A 17,642-nucleotide genomic window follows, 5' to 3' on the forward strand; every position below is an offset into this window, starting at 1 on the left:
TGGCTCCGGCGGTAGGGATCGAACCTACGACCAATTGATTAACAGTCAACTGCTCTACCGCTGAGCTACGCCGGAACTGAGGGGCGTATAACAACCCGTTTTTTGCCCGTCCAGAGGGGAACTGCATCAAACGGAAAAAAAGTTCTGCCTGTTCATGCTGACCTTGAAAACATGGCATCGACTGAAAGTGCGTCGGAGGTGTAAACTTGAGATTTTCCATAAAGATCAACTAGATGTGCGAACACGTTGCGTTCAGCCGCGGGCAAAAGTGCGGATGGCGTGTCGGTATAGACGCGTTCGGCAAGTTGGCGGGCATTTCCGGGCTGCTCCTCCAGTGCCGCCAGTATCTGCGCCTCGCGGGACAGCCGGTGAGTGATCAGCCAATCCAACCGATCAGAAGGGTTGGTGATCTCTGCACCGTGACCCGCGTGAAACACGGCCCAATCTCGCGCACGCAACCTGTGGCACGCCTGCATAAAGTCTGTCAGGTCCCCATCCGGTGGAGAAACCAGCGAGCTGGCCCATCCCATGACATGATCGGCAGTAAAGCAAACATCACCCCAGCCCAGCGCGATATGATTGCCCAAGTGACCAGGCGTATGGATGACCTCAAGCTGCCAGTCATCGCCCGCAATAATCTCACCATCTGCCACCTCGATATCCGGGCGGAACGCGGTGTCGATTCCTTCGCCACCTCCGGCCAGACCCTGCCGCGCCAGTTGCGCCATCACTTCGCTGCGTCCGGCCTGCGGTCCGCCAAAGGCCAGAATCGGCGCGCCGGTGCGTGCTGCCAATGGTGCCGCAAGCGGCGAGTGGTCCAGATGGCTGTGCGTGACAATAATATGGCTGATCCGCTGTCCGGGGCGCACCGCATCCAGAATCGCTTCAAGATGAGCATCGCTCAAAGGACCGGGATCAATGACCGCCAAATTACGTTCTCCCAAAAGGTACGTGTTCGTACCGCGATAGGTCATCGCGGACGGATTCGAGGCTAGTATCCGCCGCAGCCCGGGTTGTAAGTCGATCGCCAGACCGGGGGGCGGGTTGAAATCGTCAGGCGCCTGCATTCTGAGCTCTTTCTCTTGGCGGATCAGCCCGTTAGGTTTAGCGCATGTTCAGTCAATGGCTCAAACAATATATGCCACGCAGCCTGTATGCCCGGGCCGCACTAATTCTGGTTCTTCCAGTTGTCGTGCTGCTGTTGGTGGTGGGGATTGCCTTTTTGCAAAAGCATCTCGAAGACGTCACCGCGCAGATGACCAAGACCGCCACGCGCGAAGTGACGTTGGTGCTGGAAACCATGAAAAAGGCCGAGACCCAGCAGCAGGCGCTGGCAGCGATACGCCTGGATTTGTCGGTGCTTGATATGAAAGCCCGTTTTGTTGACGGCGACGAAAACCTGATGACGGACAGGCGTCGATGGTACGATTTTATCGCACCACAGGTCGAATATCATTTGCGAGCGGGGCTGCCCGATCTGGTCGCCGTCGCTTTGCCTTCGGGTGATGAAGCTCGGTTGTATCTTGAAACCGATCTGGGGCTGCTTCAGCTGACGATAGATCGCCGCCGCCTGTCGCCCACGGCGCCGCATCAGTTGATTGTGACCATGATGTTCTTTGCCGTTGTGATGACGACGATCTCATTCCTCTATATGCGCAATCAGCTGCGGCCTATTACCCGCCTTTCTGACGCTGCACAGGCCTTTGGTCGGGGCAGGGTAGTGCCATATACGCCGGGGGGCGCAATAGAAGTGCGCGCTGCTGGCAGTGCATTTCTGGAAATGAGGGCTAGAATCGAGCGACAGATGGAACAGCGTACTATGATGCTGTCGGGTGTAAGCCACGACCTGAGAACACCGCTGACGCGCCTGAAGCTGGGACTTTCCATGTTGCCCGAGGATGAGGCGGCACCGCTGAAACAGGACGTGGACGAAATGCAATTGCTGCTGGATGCGTTCCTTGATTTCTCACGTGGTGTCGCCGAGGGGCCAGCCGAGGCGATCGAACCCGCAGTGTTGTTGCGTCAGATCGTCGAAGACGCGCGACGGGCAGGTCATCAGGCTGAATTGGTCTCAGTCGAAGGTGACGGCACGGCGATGCTGCGCCCCATGGCCATGCGCCGCGCGGTCGAGAACCTGATTGGCAATGCGGTGCGATACGGCAACCGCGCCGAGGTCAGCTTGTCCCTGACGCCCAAAACCACGCGCATCCGGGTCGAAGATGACGGACCAGGCATTCCGGTAGAGCAGCGCACTGAGGCTGTAAAACCGTTCTCGCGTCTTGACCCTGCACGCAACCAGAATCAGGGCAGTGGCGTTGGTCTTGGGTTGGCGATTGTTGCGGATATTGCCCGCGCACATGGCGGTGTTCTGCGGCTTGGTAAAAGTGAAAGGCTGGGCGGTCTTTGCGCAGATATCATTGTTGGGCGATGATTTTGGTAGGACCGGAATTCATGATTTATGTCGCAGCCACAAGCCGCGCGCATAATTTTTCTTTGGTCTAAAGCACCGATCACCCCGTACAACCTTTAGAATGGGAGGAAGTCATGACCAATAGTTTCGACGTGAAATCATCGTGGGTATCGGTAATGGATGAAACGAAAAACCCACTAAAAAAATACTCTCTATCCACAGCACACATGCTGATGCAGATGTTGGCATGGATGTGGAGCGCAATCTTCTCGCTGATGGTTGGTAGCTATTTTGTTTTCGGTGTAACCGCATTGGGCCATTTGCTGCTGATCGGAGGGTTGTTTGTCACCTTGGCAGTTTTCCAAAAGGCTGAAGCGACAGATCCTGAAGCGTAAAGTTACCTCCTCATATTAGACCGAACGGCTTTACCCGGGGTTTTTTGGTCCAATTCTTGACCCGCTCCGTATCGCCTTCACTACCCCAACTGCCTCCCGCGTTGTTTGTAACGGTTTCCCTCCGAACAACGCGGGTTTTTTGGAGCGGGAACGAGTGGCTACCCTGGTGTTTAATGGGGTGTAACTCCCCCATTAGACTTGAGGCGCATTTCTATCGTAACGTTACAGAACGTCTTTTGCGGCATAGGTTTAGGTATGGACAACACTGTATTGTATTTCTTGGTTGGTATATTTGTCGTCGGGCTCGTGACGCTTGGATATTACTCAAAAAGCAGTGGCGCATTGATCTCGATTGTCATCGTAGTTGGCGTATTGGGTGCGATGGTCGGATACTTTGGTGGATACTTCGGAGAACCTCCAAAGTAGGTAGGGACTTCAATTGGAGGTTTGCCGGTGCGCTTTGTCTTTGAAAGCTCTTTACAATCAAAAAACGGCACAAAAAAACCAGCTTCGCGGTCCGAGTGAGCGGAGGGGTCGCGAAGCCGGTCAATTTCCTCCTACTGGGTGCTGGTCGGAGGCTGGGATGCACATGTATGGGACGTGCAAGATCATAAAAACATGAATTTACAAGTTTCACTGAATGGAAATGGGATAGCCAAAAACCCATTCGAATAGGTGATGTATCCAAAAGTATAGTATGCGGATGTGTCATTTCTCTTGAATGTACCAAATGGCACTTCCGCTTGAGCGGGGACTCCGAACTCTAGGGGTTTGAATAAGGTTCAGAGTTACTGGGCAATCCTGCAGATTTAGAAGAATGCATCTTATGTTTGAGCAGGACAGTAGAAACACCATGCATTGCTGGTCTGGCAAGCATCTGTAACTGATAACAATGAACAAGTAGACGGTGGTAGGCCCGGCAGGACTTGAACCCGCAACCAAAGCGTTATGAGCGCTCTGCTCTAACCAATTGAGCTACAGGCCCGCCTGAGCGCTTTGAGTACCATGGTGAACGGCCGCGTCAAGCCTGACCGTTGCAACAAGTCGCACAATCGAATAACCCGCGCGGGAACCATTCATAAGGGGCTGGCCATGACCACGGGCAAGAACGGAATCACCTATGCCGATGCAGGCGTTGATATTGATGCGGGGAATGCCCTAGTCGACCGGATCAAGCCGGCCGCAAAACGAACCAACCGCTCGGGTGTGATGAGCGGGCTGGGCGGCTTTGGCGCTCTGTTCGATCTAAAGGATGCCGGATATCAGGACCCGATTCTGGTTGGGGCCACCGATGGGGTGGGCACCAAGCTGCGCATTGCCATTGATACCGGTGTTGTCGACGGTGTGGGCATCGACCTTGTGGCCATGTGCGTCAATGACCTGATCTGTCAGGGTGCTGAGCCGCTGTTTTTCCTGGATTACTTTGCGACCGGCAAACTGGATACCGACACAGCCGCGCGGATCATCGAAGGCATTGCTGAAGGCTGTGTCCAATCCGGATGCGCTTTGATCGGCGGTGAAACTGCTGAAATGCCCGGCATGTACCCGGATGGTGATTTCGATTTGGCCGGGTTCTCGGTCGGCGCGATGGAGCGTGGTGCGCATCTGCCGGCCGGCGTTCAGGACGGCGACGTGCTTTTGGGGCTGGCGTCGAACGGTGTGCATTCCAACGGCTACTCGCTGGTTCGGAAACTTGTCGAAATTTCGGGCCTGGACTGGGATGCAGCATCCCCGTTCAGCGACGGTTCTCTGGGTGAGGCGCTGCTGACCCCAACGCGTCTGTATGTGAAACCTGCGTTGCAGGCGATCCGGGCAGGGGGCGTTCATGCACTGGCTCATATCACTGGCGGTGGCCTGACCGAAAACCTGCCGCGCGTGTTGCCCGAGGGGTTGGGCGCCGAGATTGACCTGAATGCATGGGACTTGCCGCCTGTATTTCGCTGGATGGCGGAAACCGGTGGAATCGTCGAGGCCGAGATGCTGAAAACCTTCAACTGCGGCATTGGCATGATCGTCGCATGTGACGCGGATCGCGCGGATGATCTGGCGGGGTTACTGGCCGACGCGGGCGAAACGGTTGCGCGGATCGGCACTGTGACCGGGACAGCGGGCATGGCCTATTCGGGCACCCTGTTGTGAGCCACAAGCGCGTCGCAATTCTGATCTCGGGGGGTGGCTCGAACATGGTGTCGCTGGTCGACAGCATGACCGGCGATCACCCTGCGCGACCTTGTCTGGTTCTGTCCAATGATGCGAACGCGGGTGGGCTGACAAAGGCGGCAGAGCGTGGCATTCCGACCGCGTCGGTGGATCACCGCCCCTTCAAGGGCGACCGCGCCGCGTTTGAGGCCGAGTTGCTGAAACCGCTGGAAGAGGCGCAACCCGATATCGTTTGCCTTGCAGGGTTCATGCGTGTTCTGACCGGTGATTTCGTTTCGCGTTTTCAGCGGCGGATGCTGAATATCCACCCTTCGCTTCTGCCGAAATACAAAGGTCTCAATACCCACGCGCGCGCTATTGAAGCCGGGGATGCCGAACATGGATGTTCGGTCCACGAAGTCACCGCAGCTTTGGATGACGGACCGATCCTTGGGCAGGCGCGGGTGAATATTGAACCGCGTGATACGCCCGAGGGATTGGCCGCCCGGGTGCTGGTATGGGAACACAAACTCTACCCTACAGTGTTGCGCCGTTACGCCAGTGGGGATCGGACTCCGGTGTTGCTGCCCTGAACGTCTCAGGATGATTTACACCCGCGTCAAATTCATCCTATGGTCCGCAATACGGCTGGGTACGGAATGAAACTGATAATCGGCCGCACAGAACAAGAGCAAGAACAGCACCGCGCATGAAAACCCTGACGACGACGCAAGAGCTGGCCGATTTCTGCAAGGCCGCGGCGGAATATGACTATGTCACCGTAGATACCGAGTTTCTGCGCGAACGGACTTACTATTCAAAACTCTGTTTGGTGCAGCTTGCGGTTCCATCTGATGATGAAGGCAGTGCCGTTCTGGTGGACCCATTGGCCGATGGCTTGTCTCTTGACCCGCTATATGAGCTGTTTCGCGATGAAAGCGTGGTCAAAGTGTTTCACGCCGCGCGGCAGGATCTTGAGATTTTCTGGGTCGAGGCGTCCGTGTTCCCGCAACCTCTGTTCGACACCCAGGTCGCCGCGATGGTCTGCGGCTTTGGCGAGCAGGTGGGCTACGAGACTTTGGTGCGTAAAATCTGCAAGGAAGGCGTCGACAAAACCTCGCGTTTTACCGATTGGTCACGTCGGCCGCTGACAGATGCGCAAAAGACCTATGCCTTGGCAGATGTCACGCATTTGCGGCAGATCTACGAATATCTGGCGGCCCAGTTGAACAAGTCGCAGCGCAGCCATTGGGTATCCGAAGAGTTGCGCACACTGACCCAGCCCGGAACCTACGATATCCGTCCCGAAGATGCATGGAAGCGGGTAAAAACCCGGACGAATTCGGCCAAGTTCCTGGCCGTCGTGCGCGAGTTGGCGCAGTTTCGCGAAGCTTATGCGCAAGAGAACAACGTTCCGCGCAGCCGTGTTTTCAAGGATGACGCCCTGATCGAGCTTGCCTCAACCAAGCCGAAAACGCCATCGGATCTTGGCGGTTCGCGTTTGCTGCTGCGCGAGGCACGCAAAGGCGCGATTGCCGATGGTATTCTGGCGGCGGTGAAACGCGGGGTAAACTGCCCTGCCAATCAATTGCCGCAGGTCGATAACAGCCGTGACAAGCTAAAGATCAACCCGGCGCTTGCCGATCTGTTGCGCGTGTTGCTCAAGTCCAAAACCGAAAGCTCGGGCGTGGCGGCCAAGCTGATCGCAACAAGTTCCGAACTGGACCAGTTGGCTGCGGGCGAGCGCAAGCTGCCTTCAATGTCAGGCTGGCGATTTGAGGTGTTTGGTGAGGATGCCCTGAAACTGTGTGACGGCAAGATCGCTCTGGCCGCCAAGGGGCAATCCGTACAAGTCGTGTCGCTTTAGCGACCGTTAACGCCGCCGGGATTCCAATGTATTCTGTTCGCCGCGAACGCGAACCAGACGGATGTTTCGCAGTTCGGCCCGGCCAACCGTAGTGGCATCATTGACCTCACGCGATCTTTCGGAGCCCAGATTGGTTGCGTAGCTTGGGTAGCTGACTTCGAACGTGTATTCCAGAATGCCGTTTTTTTCGTTCTCTTCGCTTTCCACGCGTACAAGGCGCGCATTGTAAGCCCCCTGTCTTGAGGCCGTACCTTTGACATAGATGATCGCCCCAGTTGGTGTGGGGTCGATGCGTAGCTCATCTACCTTGGTTATGGCAAAGCCGATCACTTCCTTTTCAGGTCGCGAAAACAGGCCCGGGCCGTCACGCCCTTCGGGCACCAGAGCATCGGCTTCGTTTACGGATACTTCAGTAGGGGCAGGTGTACTGGACCCGAACCAATTGGTCGGGTTCACGCGCGACTCGCTCCAGCCGCTGCAGGCGGCCAGTGCCAGAGTGCCGACCAATAGAAGAGGTGTTGATTTTTTCATGGTCCCAAAGCCCAGAGAAGTATTTTCAGCAATGGGTTATCGTAAATTCCAAAGATTGAAAACCCACACCGGGGCTGGACAGGTGCCCAACAGAGGCATAGGTCACAAATGTGATCGCAACAAAAAGGACCGCTGCGAAATGGCAACGCCCGCCTTTGAGGAAATCGTCGAGGATTTTGAGTTTCTGGATGACTGGGAAGACCGGTATCGCCACGTCATCGATCAGGGCAAGGCGATGGAGCCGCTGGATGACGCGCTCAAAGTGCCGGCCACCAAGGTGCATGGTTGTGCCAGTCAGGTGTGGCTGCACCCCATGATCGACGGCGGTGTTTTTCGGTTCGACGGCGATAGCGACGCGTTGATCGTGCGCGGGCTGATTGCGGTGCTTCGGTCTTTGTATAATGACCTGCCCGTGGGCGAAGTCCCCAAGGTCGACGCGGGCGGTGAGTTGGCGCGCCTTGGCCTGAATGATCACCTGTCCGCACAACGCTCTAACGGTTTGCGGTCAATGATTGAGCGTATCCGCGAGGTCGCGCAAGAGAACGCCTGACGTTCAGGCCGTCGGCTTGCGGGTGGCCCACTCGGTCAGAGTTGTTTCAAGATCGCCATAGCCGGTGAAGCGCCGTTCAAACGTCAAACCCATGCGCTCGGCGCATTCCTGTGCGCGGGCCGTCAGGTCCGGGTCGTCTGTTTGGGCTTGATAGACAAGCTTGGTATAGTTCCCGAAATACATGTCCCGCAACTGGGGGTGACGATCTAGGCCCAGCGGTTTCCACACAAAGGCGTCAAACTGACGGGCCAGAAAATCTGTCAGATAAAAGGCCGTCGTTTCATCATCGCCATGGTCTTCAAAGGCTTGATTTCCTTCGAAAAAGGAATAGCAGTGCGGGCCTTTGATCATCTCAATGCCCATCTCTTCGCAAGCCTTCTGCAACAACCCTCCGGTGCCACAGTCGGCATAGACGACGAAGATCTGGTCAAAGTTACCGCGGTGCTTGGCAACAGCTTCTTCGACGGCCTGCGTGATCCGTTCAGGGTGGACGTGCAGTATGGCGGGCAGGCAAGTCAGGGTCATATGATCCCAGCCGTTGCGCTTTTTCAGATGCAGGATTTCGCGCGCCAGCGCACCGCATGCCAATAGCAGTATGCCGCCTTGTCGAGTGTCTTCGGTATAGCCTTTTGTCGTCAGGCTTGCGTCATCCGGTGTGGTGTTCTGCTGCATCGTCAATTCCCTGAAGGATTGCAGCATCAAAGAATGAATGCCGGATCAAGGCAAGCCCGCTTCCGACATCCCGTGTCAGGCCACCGACGCACGCGTTTCAAAAGACTGAAGCGATGGGCGGGCAGGGGGGCCATAGGCGGTGATCCCGTGACTGGTGAGTTCCGGAAATAGCGACAGGATCTCTTGCCGTGTTTCATGCTCAAAACTGTTCCACGCCTGGATTCCGGGGTGAAAGCTCTCGCTCAGGCACCCTTCGCCCCAGATCAGTTCGTGCTGATCGAACATTAGGTGATAATAGGTCACAAGACCGCCGGGCTTCATCACGATATCGCGGCCATTCACCAAATGCTTGGCAGGCACCAGCGCCTCAGCGTGGCCCGTATGCAGCTCGACCCGCCAGTCGCTGATCAGCATCCTGTGCTGTTGCGAGACCAAGAGATCGCGATCATTGCCAAGCGCACCCGCCCTGATCAGCACAGGCGTGAACACGCCTGCGGCACGCGCGGTCTGAGAGCCAATCCAACGCAGTGTTTGCAGCCCATGATCCAGCGTCGGAATTTTGTCACCCACGCGCAAATTCTCGACCTCGACCAAACCACGTTCCGTTTTGATCAGAGTGCCGGTTGCGAAACATCTGGCGATGTCCCAGGATTCACGGTCAGCGTTCAAACCCGTAGTTGTGGCGGTGTTTATACTGTTGAGCGTTAGTGACCTGATGCCCGCAAATTCCAATGCGGCCTGATCGCTGTTGGCTGAGAATTCTGGAACCAGAAAAGTGTTCCCGAGCGTGTCTTGCGCGATGACTGCCGTTATGTCTGCCGTTGTGCCGTCGACATACGTAATTGTTGCATTGTAGGCGACAGCTGCATCGAAAGTGGTCGCAGCGCCATCAATTGCAAAAAAATCCACGTCAGAGTTGGCGTTGTTTTCGTAGGTTCCACCAGGGTTTCCTACCGGTGTCCAAACGACAGCGTCGTCAAGTAATGGATCACCCGGACCACCAAAAGTTTGTCCAACCAAAGCGCCCGCGTTTTCAGCGGTGTTATTACCCTCAGTCGGGTCGATGATTGCAAGATTACCAAGAAAAATAGCATTGAATGTCGTCGGCATTCCGTACCCCAAAAACTCTTTAACCAAACCCGCGTAACAAACTGGGCCTTAACTACAGGTTTAATTTGTCCAAATTTCCATGAGTAGCAAGCCCAAAAACCAAAAAAGCCGCCCTTTAAAGGGCGGCCTTGATCATTTCCCTGTGAGCAGGATCAGCCGGCAAGCTGGTTGTGCTTGCGCGAAACAAAGTCTTTGGCCGTTTCCACCGCCACAGCGGCGTCACGGCAATAGGCGTCTGCGCCGATGGCCTTGCCGAATTCCTCGTTCAGAGGGGCACCGCCAACCAGTACGATGTAATCTTCACGCCGTCCCTGTTCGATCAGCGTGTCGATGACCACTTTCATGTAGGGCATCGTTGTGGTCAGCAGGGCCGACATGCCCAGAATGTCTGGCTGTTCGGAATCCAGTGCTTCCAGATAGTTTTCGACCGGGTTGTTGATGCCAATATCCACGACCTCAAAACCGGCCCCTTCCATCATCATCGACACCAGATTTTTGCCGATATCATGGATGTCGCCTTTGACGGTCCCGATCACCATCTTGCCGACACGCGGCGCGCCGGTTTCGGCCAGCAGCGGCTTGAGGATCGTCATGCCACCTTTCATCGCGTTGGCCGCCAGCAAAACCTCGGGCACGAACAGGATGCCGTCGCGGAAATCGTGGCCCACGATGGTCATGCCACCGACCAATGCTTTGGTCAGGATGTCATATGGTGTCCATCCGCGTTCAAGCAGGATGTTCACACCTTCTTCGATCTCTTCTTTCAGGCCGTCATAAAGATCGTCGAACATCTGCTCGACAAGTTCGTCGTCGTTGAGTTCGGACAGGACGATGTCTTCTTCATCGGACATGGGGCATTTCCCTGTGCTGGGCGGGCCATCGGCCCGTGGTGGCATTTTTTCCGTTTTGGCCATTTCGTCGCAGTTAGACTGTTACGATTGCGACCTTGGCGGTTCCGGGACCGACCTATACGTCAAATTGTTTGCGATCACGATGGAATTATCTGCAACAACATCCTGCAATCTGTTCACAACCGGGGAAAAACCGGGCGCCGAGGATCGGGGCGAATAGGGCGGTTCGCGCAGTTTTCCTTGTCGCATGGCGATTCAGGGTTTATTGATTTTTGGATGAGAACGTAACGGGAACAAATATGCCTGCACTCAACATAAAGGCGCGCGGCGTCGCCAGTAATGAATCAGGCAGGTTCGAACGCTTTGCGACCGAGGCTTGTGACGATGGCTGGGAGATGGAAGAGGAACTTCCTCAGCTCAGAACCGAGGTCCGGGAAGAGGTTGCGCGCAGTGTGATCACTTACAACCGATCACCCGATTTGCCGTTCGACCGCTCGATCAACCCGTATCGGGGGTGTGAGCATGGGTGCGTGTACTGTTTTGCCCGCCCGACACATGCCTATCTGGGATTGTCACCGGGATTGGATTTTGAAACCCGGTTGATCGCGCGGCCTAACGCGGCGGAGGTTCTAAGGAAAGAACTGTCCTCGGCCCGGTACAAGGTGGCGACCATTGCGATGGGGACAAACACCGACCCGTATCAGCCGATTGAGAAACACCACCAGATCACACGAGCTTGCCTGCAGGTCTTGCAAGAGTTCCAGCACCCGGTCGCAATCGTGACCAAAGGTGCGATGATCGAGCGGGACTTGGATATCCTTACCCCTATGGCACAACTTGGATTGGTTCGGGTCGGTGTTTCCTTGACCACTTTGGATCCGGTCTTGTCCCGGCGGATGGAACCGCGCGCGCCATCCCCTGTGCGGCGGTTAGCAACGATCCGACGGTTGGTCGATGCGGGTGTGCCAGTACGCGTCATGACATCCCCCTTGATACCGGGTCTGACGGATCACGAATTAGAAACCATGCTGTACGCCGGGGCCGATGCCGGGGCGGATGCCGCAAGCTGGATCATGCTGCGTCTTCCGCGCGAAGTTTCTGAGCTGTGGCAATCCTGGTTGCAGCAGCATGAGCCGGCGCGGGCAGAAAAAGTCATGTCCAAACTGCGCGAAATGCACGGTGGTCGTGACTATGACCCGCGCTGGGGGCACCGCATGCGGGGTGAGGGGGAGTATGCCGGGTTGGTGGCCAAGCGGTTCAGCCTCGCGGTCAAACGTTTGGGGTTGGCCACAAAGACACCGCCACTACGATGTGATCTGTTTTCCAGGCCCGCGCAAGCCGGGGATCAACTGACGTTGTTCTGAAACGAAGAACGCCCCGGACAGGGGTCCGAGGCGTTTCGAAATTGTAACCGGCTATCAGCGGTTTTCGATGTCCACATAATCGCGGGTCGTTTCGCCCAGATACAGCTGACGCGGACGACCGATTTTGTTCTGTGGATCTGCGATCATCTCTTTCCATTGGCTGACCCAGCCAACGGTGCGCGACAGCGCGAAGATCGGCGTGAACATTGAGGTGGGGAAACCCATCGCCTCGAGGATGATGCCCGAGTAAAAGTCCACATTCGGGAACAGTTTCTTCTCGGCGAAATACGGATCTTCCAGTGCTTGCTTTTCTAGTGCCTTGGCAACCTGCAGCTTCGGATTGTTGTCGACGCCAAGCAGTTCCAGCACTTCGTCGGCTGATTGCTTCATTACAGTCGCGCGCGGGTCGAAGTTCTTGTAGACGCGGTGGCCAAAGCCCATCAGGCGGAACGGGTCGTTCTTGTCCTTGGCACGGTCGATGTATTCCGGAATACGATCGACGGAACCGATCTCCTCCAACATCTCCAAACAGGCCTGGTTTGCGCCACCATGGGCAGGGCCCCAAAGGCAAGCCACACCCGCCGCGATACACGCAAACGGGTTTGCGCCCGAGGATGACGCCAGACGCACGGTCGAGGTCGACGCATTCTGCTCGTGATCTGCGTGCAGCGTCAGAATCCGGTCCATCGCGCGGCTGAGGATCGGGTTCACCTCATATTCTTCAGCGGGAACGGCAAAGCACATGCGTAGGAAGTTGGACGCGTAGTCCAGATCGTTGCGCGGATAAACGAAGGGCTGGCCGATGTGATACTTATAGGCCCATGCGGCGATCGTCGGCATCTTGGCGATCAGACGGTGCGAAGCGACCTCGCGCTGATGCGGATCAGATACGTCGGTTGAGTCGTGATAGAACGCCGACATTGCGCCTACGACACCCACCATAATCGCCATCGGATGCGCATCCCGACGGAAGCCGCGATAGAAGTACTGCATCTGTTCGTGCAGCATGGTGTGGCGCGTGATGGTGGTTTCGAACTGCTCTAGATCTTTGGCTTGCGGCAGCTCTCCGTACAGCAGCAGATAGCAAACTTCTAGGAAATGCGATTTTCCGGCCAGCTGGTCGATCGGATAGCCACGGTGCAGCAGCTCGCCTTTTTCGCCGTCAATATAGGTAATGGTGCTGTCACAGCTTGCGGTCGACGTAAAACCGGGGTCGTAGGTGAACACTCCGGCATCGTTGTACAGTTTACGGATGTCGATGACGTCAGGTCCAGCGGTCGGAGAATGAACCGGCAACTCGTACGTTTCACCATGGACTGTCAGAGTGGCTGTTTTATTGCTGTCGGTCATAGTGTCCCTTCCTCATTCTTACGCATGTCGAATCGCTGTCCGACCTTGCGGGCAACGGCTGCGCGCGGGCGCGCAGTCCGGGTGTTAGCGGAGCAGCGTTACCCAAATATGAAGATTGGGTTTACGTCGCTGCGTCAGAAAGCCGGGCCAGGGTTTCTTCCTTCCCCAGCACAAGCATCATGTCAAAAACTGAAGGCGTCACTGCCCGACCTGCCAACACCGCCCGCAACGGGCCCGCCAGTTTGCCGAACTTAACCTCTTTCGCTTCTGCAAACGAATTTAGGGTTTGCTCCAGTTCGTTTCGCGTCCAGCTAGCATTTTGCACGTGCGGCGTCAATTCACTCAGTATACCATCGGATACTGAGGTCAGCGCTTTTGCAGCCTTTTCATCGGGGTCAATTGGCCGAGATGTCAACACAAAGTGAGCTTTTTCAAGAAGTTCCGGGAAGATCCGCGCGCGATCCTTGAGGCAATACATCGCACGTTCCAGATCACCGGATTGTGTTTCCGTGAGGTTAGGTAAATTTGCCGCTGCCAGATAGGCTTCGATCTCTTGCCGCAGCGCAGCATCATCCGCGATGGCGATATGCTGCCCGCACAGGTTTTCCAGTTTTTTCAGGTCGAAACGGGCAGGGCTTTTGCCGATTCCGTCAAGATCGAACCACTCTTTGGCCTGTGCGTCCGTAAAGAATTCATCATCACCGTGGCTCCAACCCAGACGCGCCAAATAGTTGCGCATACCTGCGGCTGGATAGCCCATGGCCTGATATTCCTGCGCGCCCAAAGCACCGTGGCGTTTGGACAGCTTTTTACCATCCGGCCCGTGGATCAGGGGGATATGCGCCCAGACAGGTACGTCCCAGCCCATAGCCTCATAAATCATCATCTGCCGCGCGGCGTTGTTCAGGTGGTCGTCGCCACGGATCACATGGGTCACACCCATGTCGTGGTCATCTACCACGACCGCCAGCATATAGACCGGCGTCCCATCAGACCGCAGCAGGATCATGTCGTCCAACTGATTGTTGCGAATGGCCACGTCACCCTGAACCTGATCGCGGATTACCGTCGTGCCGTCCTGAGGCGCCTTGATGCGGATCGCAAACGGAGCGTCTGGATGGGAGGACGCGTCTGCATCGCGCCAAGGGCTGCGGAACAGGGTCGATTTCCCCTCGGCCCGCGCTTGTTCGCGGAAGGCCGAGACCTCTTCCTGCGTTGAAAAGCACTTGTACGCCTTGCCTTCAGCCAGCAACTGATGCGCCACCTCGGCGTGACGTTCGGCACCCTCGAATTGACTAATTACATCGCCGTCGTGATCAAGACCCAGCCACTCCATCCCTTGCAGGATTGCAGCCGTTGCTTCGGGGGTCGAACGTTCACGGTCGGTGTCTTCGATCCGCAACAGGAACTTGCCGCCGCGGCCGCGGGCATAAAGCCAATTGAACAGCGCCGTACGGGCCCCGCCGATATGCAGGAAACCGGTTGGGGACGGGGCGAAACGAGTGACGACCTGATCGGACATTGTGTGGATTAACCTTTTGGTAACCGTGTCGGGCATAGATTGGCGCCTGTCTAACGAGCCGGAAGGACGGGGGCAACCATGCGTGTTCTGGCACGGGTCGAGGCCGCAATGCTGAACCAGACAGGGTATTTGTTTCAGTGGTCTCCGGTGTGTCTGGCAGTCGGTATTGGTCTGTATTTCAGCCTGCGGTTTGAACCGGGGTGGATGGTCTATGCAGGCCTCGTTGCCGTGATCGCGATTTGCTTAGGCTTGGTGCGCTGGCTTCCGTCTGGCTGGGCTGCGTTGACAACAGGGGGGGCGCTGATCGCTGCCGGGTTTATCCTGGCGGGCGCGCGCGCCCACACGGTGGCAGAGCCGGTCCTGTCCTGGCGTTATTACGGCCCGGTCGAGGGGCGGGTTGTAGCCATGGATCGCTCTGCGTCGGATGCGCTGCGGATTACGCTGGATCGGGTGCGTATAGGGGATGTGCCCGGTGACCGGCGGCCGCGGCGCGTGCGGCTCTCCCTGCACGGCGGCGCACGGTCACTAGCGCCCGGCCAAAGGATCATGACCACTGCCCATTTGTCGCCCCCACAAGGCCCGGTGGAACCGGGAGGGTTCGATTTTCGGCGACACGCGTGGTTTCAACGACTGGGGGCCGTGGGATACACCCGAGTTCCGGTGCTGATCGCTGCGCCCCCGCAGCCCGAAGGCATCCGCATTACAGCACGGCGAATGGCGATTTCCAACCATGTCCGCACGATCCTGCCGGGTGAGATTGGCGGGTTTGCGGCCGCCGTCACAACGGGTGATCGCAGCGGTATGGGGCAAGAAACGCTAAAGTCACTGCGCGCTTCCAACCTGGCGCATCTGTTGGCGATTTCGGGCCTCCACATGGGCCTGCTGACCGGGTTCGTCTACTTGATGTGCAGGCTTTTGTTTTCAACCATTCCTGCGCTGGCTCTCAGATTGCCTGTGCGCAAACTGGCGGCTGTCTGTGCGATGGTCTCGGCCACGATCTACTTGTTACTGTCTGGGGGAAACGTCGCCACGGAACGCGCCTTTGTCATGGCGAGTGTCATGTTGATGGCCATACTGATCGACAGACGCGCTATTTCCCTACGGGCCGTTGCGGTCGCCGCCCTTATTGTACTCATTCTGCGCCCCGAATCCTTGCTTAGCCCGGGGTTTCAAATGTCTTTTGCCGCAACGACAGCGCTTGTGGCGGTGTTCGGAGCGTTGCGTAAATTGGGACCGATGACGGGGCCAAAGTGGCTGAAACCTGTCGCGGGCCTTCTGATTTCCTCGGCTATCGCGGGGTTTGCAACCGCGCCAATTGGTGCGGCGCATTTCAACACATTGTCTCACTATGGCCTTCTGGCCAACATGCTTTCGGTGCCGGTCATGGGCATGATTGTCGTCCCCTCGGCCGTGGTGGCAGCACTGCTGTCGCCATTCGGCTTTGAGATGGTGCCTCTGGCAGTGATGGGGCTGGGTTTAGAGTGGATTCTTGCGGTTTCGCAATGGGTATCGGGATTTGACGGCGCGCAAGGATATGTTGTCAGCCCGCCGACCCCTGTCCTGCCGCTAATTGCGCTTGGCGGCCTGTGGCTTGCGCTGTGGCAAGGACGGGCCAAATGGGTTGGGGTGGCACCAATGGCCGTGGCGTTGATATTATGGGGGCAGGGAAATCGCCCTGAAATACTGGTTGCGGATAGTGGTGGTCTTGTTGGCGTGATGACCGAACAAGGACGCGCCTTGAGTAAGAAAAAGGGAAGCGGGTTTGTCGCAACCGTCTGGCTGGAAAATGATGGGGACGGGGCAGATCAGCTGCATGCGGCCAGCCGTTGGCCGCATGATTCCGGCACCATTCAACGGTATGACTGGCAGGGCAAAGAGGTGTTGCACGTTACAGGCAAACGCGCGGCGCGCGGGTTCAGTGCCTGCAATGCCGATCAGATCGTGATTTCTGCCGTGGCGCTGCAACTGTCCGGCGGCTGTGAAGTCTTCGATCCGAAACGGCTGCTGGCAACGGGAAGCCTGTCCCTGTCGGGCGGCAAGATCACAACGTCTAGAGAAGCGATGGGCGACAGGCTCTGGTCCCCGAACACATCCGGGAACCGGGATACCAAGCAGTTTTAGTAGCTGCGGATCAGTCCAACCAGACGACCCTGCACCTTGACCTTATCTTCTGGCAGAACGCGGGTTTCATAGGCGGGGTTCGCGGCCTCAAGCGCAATCGCCTGCCCGCGGCGGAAGAACCGCTTCAAGGTGGCTTCCTGATCTTCGACAAGGGCAACAACGATATCGCCGTTGTCGGCAACCGAGGTTTCCCGGATCACTACAACGTCACCATCGTTGATTCCGGCGTCGATCATCGAGTCGCCACGCACTTCCAGCGCGTAGTGCTCTCCTTTTCCGGAAACCATTGTTCCGGGTACCGCGACGCGGTGCGAGACGTGGCTGATCGCTTCGATTGGAACACCGGCGGCGATGCGGCCCATCACTGGCAATTCCATCGCATCCACGGTCACCGGCTCAAAGTTCGCGGGGCGGGGGCCGGAAGGCTTGTCGCCTTCGATCACACGCGGCTTGAAGGCCACTGTGGGTTCTCCACCCAGGCTTTCCGGCAGTTTGACGATTTCAATGGCCCGCGCACGGTGCGCCAGACGCCGAATGAACCCGCGTTCCTCTAGTGCCGTAATCAATCTGTGGATGCCGGATTTGGACCTGAGGTCCAACGCGGCCTTCATTTCATCGAAACTGGGCGGAACACCGTCCGCCTGAACGCGTTTGTGAATGAATTCCAACAAATCCAACTGCTTCTTGGTCAACATTGCTCACACCTCATCGGTCATGCGTTTTCTTTTGTTCTACGCATGTTCACGTTTTGTGTCAACGG

General features: G+C 56.9%; 17 protein-coding genes and 2 tRNA genes. 9 read left to right on the top strand and 10 right to left on the bottom strand.

What is annotated here, in order from left to right; all coding sequences use genetic code 11:
* Nucleotides 1-75, bottom strand: a tRNA-Asn gene (locus tag AC2FJE_RS00005).
* A 77-nt stretch (nt 76-152) separates the two neighbouring features.
* A complete protein-coding gene (locus tag AC2FJE_RS00010; RefSeq protein ID WP_496754197.1) occupies nt 153-1,067 on the bottom strand; it encodes an MBL fold metallo-hydrolase in 915 nt (304 codons plus the stop codon).
* 44 nt (nt 1,068-1,111) lie between these two features.
* On the opposite strand from AC2FJE_RS00010, the gene AC2FJE_RS00015 reads away from it, so the two are divergent.
* From AC2FJE_RS00015 to AC2FJE_RS00025, 3 genes are all read left to right on the top strand, one after another.
* Nucleotides 1,112-2,431 carry an ATP-binding protein gene (locus AC2FJE_RS00015; protein WP_496754195.1) on the top strand — a complete coding sequence of 440 codons (1,320 nt, stop codon included), beginning with the start codon at nt 1,112-1,114 and terminating at the stop codon, nt 2,429-2,431.
* Between the two features lie 113 nt (nt 2,432-2,544).
* Entirely contained in the window at nt 2,545-2,805 is a 261-nt protein-coding gene (locus AC2FJE_RS00020) for a hypothetical protein (protein ID WP_058271760.1), read from the top strand.
* 255 nt (nt 2,806-3,060) lie between these two features.
* Complete coding sequence (locus AC2FJE_RS00025) at nt 3,061-3,231, top strand: hypothetical protein (protein ID WP_158507028.1); 171 nt, start codon at nt 3,061-3,063, stop codon at nt 3,229-3,231.
* 482 nt (nt 3,232-3,713) lie between these two features.
* Here the strand turns inward: AC2FJE_RS00025 and AC2FJE_RS00030 are convergent.
* Nucleotides 3,714-3,790 (bottom strand) — tRNA-Ile (locus tag AC2FJE_RS00030).
* 107 nt (nt 3,791-3,897) lie between these two features.
* Between AC2FJE_RS00030 and purM the strand changes: the two genes are divergently transcribed.
* The 3 genes from purM to rnd all read left to right on the top strand — a co-directional run bounded on the left by purM (nt 3,898) and on the right by rnd (nt 6,811).
* Complete coding sequence (gene purM, locus AC2FJE_RS00035; RefSeq protein WP_282118344.1) at nt 3,898-4,944, top strand: phosphoribosylformylglycinamidine cyclo-ligase; 1,047 nt, start codon at nt 3,898-3,900, stop codon at nt 4,942-4,944.
* Nucleotides 4,941-5,537, top strand: a complete 597-nt coding sequence (gene purN / locus AC2FJE_RS00040) for a phosphoribosylglycinamide formyltransferase (RefSeq protein ID WP_496754191.1) — start codon at nt 4,941-4,943, stop codon at nt 5,535-5,537. Before purM ends, purN begins: the two co-directional genes overlap by 4 nt.
* A gap of 116 nt (nt 5,538-5,653) precedes the next feature.
* Entirely contained in the window at nt 5,654-6,811 is a 1,158-nt protein-coding gene (gene rnd, locus AC2FJE_RS00045; RefSeq protein ID WP_496754189.1) for a ribonuclease D, read from the top strand.
* 6 nt (nt 6,812-6,817) lie between these two features.
* Here the strand turns inward: rnd and AC2FJE_RS00050 are convergent, their stop codons facing one another.
* Complete coding sequence (locus tag AC2FJE_RS00050; protein WP_058278047.1) at nt 6,818-7,342, bottom strand: hypothetical protein; 525 nt, start codon at nt 7,340-7,342, stop codon at nt 6,818-6,820.
* 139 nt (nt 7,343-7,481) lie between these two features.
* Here AC2FJE_RS00050 and AC2FJE_RS00055 point away from each other — a divergent pair, with 139 nt between their 5' ends.
* Nucleotides 7,482-7,892 carry a SufE family protein gene (locus AC2FJE_RS00055; protein ID WP_496733383.1) on the top strand — a complete coding sequence of 137 codons (411 nt, stop codon included), beginning with the start codon at nt 7,482-7,484 and terminating at the stop codon, nt 7,890-7,892.
* 3 nt (nt 7,893-7,895) lie between these two features.
* Here AC2FJE_RS00055 and AC2FJE_RS00060 read toward each other — a convergent pair whose 3' ends face one another.
* The 3 genes from AC2FJE_RS00060 to AC2FJE_RS00070 form a co-directional block, all read right to left on the bottom strand.
* The gene (locus AC2FJE_RS00060) at nt 7,896-8,564 is read right to left on the bottom strand and encodes a DUF1638 domain-containing protein (RefSeq protein WP_058278208.1); all 669 of its coding nucleotides are present in this window, start codon (nt 8,562-8,564) and stop codon (nt 7,896-7,898) included.
* A gap of 75 nt (nt 8,565-8,639) precedes the next feature.
* A complete protein-coding gene (locus AC2FJE_RS00065; RefSeq protein ID WP_496695620.1) occupies nt 8,640-9,674 on the bottom strand; it encodes a Hint domain-containing protein in 1,035 nt (344 codons plus the stop codon).
* 152 nt (nt 9,675-9,826) lie between these two features.
* Nucleotides 9,827-10,525 (bottom strand): corrinoid protein, encoded by a 699-nt coding sequence (locus tag AC2FJE_RS00070; RefSeq protein ID WP_058271755.1) that lies wholly within the window; start codon nt 10,523-10,525, stop codon nt 9,827-9,829.
* A 299-nt stretch (nt 10,526-10,824) separates the two neighbouring features.
* Between AC2FJE_RS00070 and AC2FJE_RS00075 the strand changes: the two genes are divergently transcribed.
* Nucleotides 10,825-11,889, top strand: coding sequence for a PA0069 family radical SAM protein (locus AC2FJE_RS00075; protein ID WP_496754186.1), 1,065 nt, complete (start codon nt 10,825-10,827; stop codon nt 11,887-11,889).
* A gap of 54 nt (nt 11,890-11,943) precedes the next feature.
* Here the strand turns inward: AC2FJE_RS00075 and gltA are convergent, their stop codons facing one another.
* Both gltA and gltX read right to left on the bottom strand, forming a co-directional pair.
* Complete coding sequence (gene gltA / locus AC2FJE_RS00080; protein ID WP_496754182.1) at nt 11,944-13,239, bottom strand: citrate synthase; 1,296 nt, start codon at nt 13,237-13,239, stop codon at nt 11,944-11,946.
* 121 nt (nt 13,240-13,360) lie between these two features.
* Nucleotides 13,361-14,761 (bottom strand): glutamate--tRNA ligase, encoded by a 1,401-nt coding sequence (gltX, locus tag AC2FJE_RS00085; RefSeq protein ID WP_496760656.1) that lies wholly within the window; start codon nt 14,759-14,761, stop codon nt 13,361-13,363.
* A 78-nt stretch (nt 14,762-14,839) separates the two neighbouring features.
* On the opposite strand from gltX, the gene AC2FJE_RS00090 reads away from it, so the two are divergent.
* Nucleotides 14,840-16,882, top strand: a complete 2,043-nt coding sequence (locus AC2FJE_RS00090) for a ComEC/Rec2 family competence protein (RefSeq protein ID WP_496760319.1) — start codon at nt 14,840-14,842, stop codon at nt 16,880-16,882.
* Here the strand turns inward: AC2FJE_RS00090 and lexA are convergent.
* Nucleotides 16,879-17,577, bottom strand: coding sequence for a transcriptional repressor LexA (lexA, locus tag AC2FJE_RS00095; protein WP_058271750.1), 699 nt, complete (start codon nt 17,575-17,577; stop codon nt 16,879-16,881). The two genes, AC2FJE_RS00090 and lexA, sit on opposite strands and share 4 nt — an antisense overlap.
* Nucleotides 17,578-17,642 lie beyond the last annotated feature (65 nt).

The organism is Ruegeria sp. CDSC002, from assembly GCF_059610905.1.

Bases quoted from the DNA above. Each gene is read 5' to 3' on its own strand.
- AC2FJE_RS00025 (WP_158507028.1), top strand. From the start codon at position 3,061: ATGGACAACACTGTATTGTATTTCTTGGTTGGTATATTTGTCGTCGGG.
- AC2FJE_RS00060 (WP_058278208.1), bottom strand. From the start codon at position 8,564: ATGCAGCAGAACACCACACCGGATGACGCAAGCCTGACGACAAAAGGC.
- purM (WP_282118344.1), top strand. From the start codon at position 3,898: ATGACCACGGGCAAGAACGGAATCACCTATGCCGATGCAGGCGTTGAT.
- AC2FJE_RS00065 (WP_496695620.1), bottom strand. From the start codon at position 9,674: ATGCCGACGACATTCAATGCTATTTTTCTTGGTAATCTTGCAATCATC.
- AC2FJE_RS00050 (WP_058278047.1), bottom strand. From the start codon at position 7,342: ATGAAAAAATCAACACCTCTTCTATTGGTCGGCACTCTGGCACTGGCC.
- AC2FJE_RS00055 (WP_496733383.1), top strand. From the start codon at position 7,482: ATGGCAACGCCCGCCTTTGAGGAAATCGTCGAGGATTTTGAGTTTCTG.
- AC2FJE_RS00070 (WP_058271755.1), bottom strand. From the start codon at position 10,525: ATGTCCGATGAAGAAGACATCGTCCTGTCCGAACTCAACGACGACGAA.
- AC2FJE_RS00075 (WP_496754186.1), top strand. From the start codon at position 10,825: ATGCCTGCACTCAACATAAAGGCGCGCGGCGTCGCCAGTAATGAATCA.
- rnd (WP_496754189.1), top strand. From the start codon at position 5,654: ATGAAAACCCTGACGACGACGCAAGAGCTGGCCGATTTCTGCAAGGCC.
- AC2FJE_RS00015 (WP_496754195.1), top strand. From the start codon at position 1,112: ATGTTCAGTCAATGGCTCAAACAATATATGCCACGCAGCCTGTATGCC.
- gltX (WP_496760656.1), bottom strand. From the start codon at position 14,761: ATGTCCGATCAGGTCGTCACTCGTTTCGCCCCGTCCCCAACCGGTTTC.
- lexA (WP_058271750.1), bottom strand. From the start codon at position 17,577: ATGTTGACCAAGAAGCAGTTGGATTTGTTGGAATTCATTCACAAACGC.
- AC2FJE_RS00090 (WP_496760319.1), top strand. From the start codon at position 14,840: ATGCGTGTTCTGGCACGGGTCGAGGCCGCAATGCTGAACCAGACAGGG.
- AC2FJE_RS00010 (WP_496754197.1), bottom strand. From the start codon at position 1,067: ATGCAGGCGCCTGACGATTTCAACCCGCCCCCCGGTCTGGCGATCGAC.
- gltA (WP_496754182.1), bottom strand. From the start codon at position 13,239: ATGACCGACAGCAATAAAACAGCCACTCTGACAGTCCATGGTGAAACG.
- AC2FJE_RS00020 (WP_058271760.1), top strand. From the start codon at position 2,545: ATGACCAATAGTTTCGACGTGAAATCATCGTGGGTATCGGTAATGGAT.